The organism is Neoroseomonas rubea (genome assembly GCF_016106015.1).
Lineage (GTDB): Bacteria > Pseudomonadota > Alphaproteobacteria > Acetobacterales > Acetobacteraceae > Neoroseomonas > Neoroseomonas rubea.
On the sequence record NZ_JACADQ010000540.1, the window covers coordinates 1 to 1,720 of the forward strand.

Below are 1,720 nucleotides of genomic sequence, written 5' to 3' on the forward strand. Positions count from 1 at the left end.
CACGGGGTGCTTCGCCGCGACCGCCGATCGCGCCTCCCTGCCGCGCGCCGACGCCTGGTTCATCTGCGTGCCGACGCCGCTCGATGGCGAAGGGCGGCCGGACCTCGGCCCGGTGCGCGCCGCACTCGAGACCTGCCGCGCGGGGCTGCGGCCGGGCGCGCTGGTCTGCCTCGTCTCCACCTGCCAGCCCGGCGCGACGAATGGGCTGTGCCGGGATGTGCTGGAACGGGACGGGGCGCTGATCGGGCAGGACGTCTACCTCGCCGTCTCGCCGGAGCGGGAGGATCCGGGCCGGGCCGAGAGCCCCCGCCGCGTGCCCCGCCTGCTCGGCGCGCCCGACGCGGCGTCGCTCGCCCGCGCGCGCGGCGTCTGGGAGAGGCTCGTGGACCGGGTCGTGCCGGTCGCGACGCCCGAGATCGCCGAATGCGCGAAGCTGCTGGAGAACGCCTATCGCCTCGTCAACATCGCGCTGATGGATGAGCTGCATCGCGGCTTCGCCGCGCTCGGCGTGCCGACGCGCGCGGTGGTGGCGGCGGCGGCGACCAAGCCCTTCGGCTTCGCGCCCTTCTGGCCCGGCGCCGGGGCGGGGGGGCACTGCATCCCGGTCGATCCGGGCTACCTGCAGATGGAACTCGCGCGCGCGGGCCAGCCCTCGGCGCTGGTCGCGCTCGCCGCCGCGGCGAATGCGGCGCGGCCGCGGCGGGTGGTGGATGCGGTGGCGGCGGAATTCGACGGCAGGCTCGCGGGTCGGCGCATCCTCGTGATGGGCGTCACGTACAAGCCGGGGGTGGCGGATCTGCGCGTCGCGGCGCCGGTCGCGATCCTGAGTGGGCTTGCCGCGCGGGGCGCCGTGGCGATGTGGCACGACCCCTTGCCGGTGGAGGTCGAGGGCTTCGCGCGGGTGGAGGACCCCGCGCGCTGCCCCGATGGCCCGCCCGAGGCGGTCATCCTCGGCACGCCGCAGCCGAGCTTCGACCTCGCGGCGCTGCCGCGGCTCGCGCCGGTGGCCTTCGATCCCTTCGGCCTGCTGCCGCGCGATGCGGGGCGCGTGGTCGTGGTGTGACGATCAGCGCGGCGGCTGCGCGAGGCGCCGCGGCAGCACGACCTCGTCATCGATCGCGTAGAGCAGGCATGTGCCCACCAGCCGGTCGCGCTGCGCCATCGCCCGGCAGGCGGCGAGCGCCTGCTGCGCCGCCTCCTCCCGGCTGCGGGCGAGGTGTGCGACCGCGACGCGCCCCTGCGGATGGATCGCCATGGCCTTCGGGCCGGGCTTGTCGCCGTAGCCCATCACCTCCGGCATCTGCGGCCGGCGGCGCGCGGCGATGCCGGGCACCCGTTCCGGATCATAGGCGCCGGCATGGCGCAGGCGCGGCATGTCCCGCCGCTGCGCCATCGCCTCCGGCGCCAGCAGCGCGTCGTTCACGGCCACCAGCAGGCAGGGCGAGCCGAAGGCGATCTGGCAGCGTTCCAGCAGCGTCGTCTCCGCATCCTCGGCCGAGGCGAAGCCCTGCACGAGCATCCCCGTCCGCTGGTCGGGATTGATCGCGAGCGCACGGTTCGGCCCTGGCGCGGAGAGGTAGCCCGCGGCCGTGCTCCGCCCATGCTCGGGCGAGACATGCGGCAGCAGGCGCGCGAGGTCCCCCGCCGCGCGCGGCAGCGGTAGAGTGGCGCGGGCGGCGGCCGGCGCTGCGGCGGGCGGCGCCATGGCCGGTGGCGCACT

2 protein-coding genes are annotated in these 1,720 nt (G+C 76.5%); one reads left to right on the forward strand and one right to left on the reverse strand.

All coding sequences use genetic code 11. The features are described from left to right. Positions 1 to 1,063 (forward strand): nucleotide sugar dehydrogenase (locus HW577_RS24625; RefSeq protein WP_198378728.1); only part of this gene is annotated, 1,063 nt, incomplete at its 5' end. A 3-nt stretch (positions 1,064 to 1,066) separates the two neighbouring features. Here the strand turns inward: HW577_RS24625 and HW577_RS24630 are convergent. Continuing rightward, positions 1,067 to 1,720: hypothetical protein (locus HW577_RS24630; RefSeq protein WP_232475224.1), on the reverse strand; the 654-nt coding region annotated here is incomplete at its 5' end.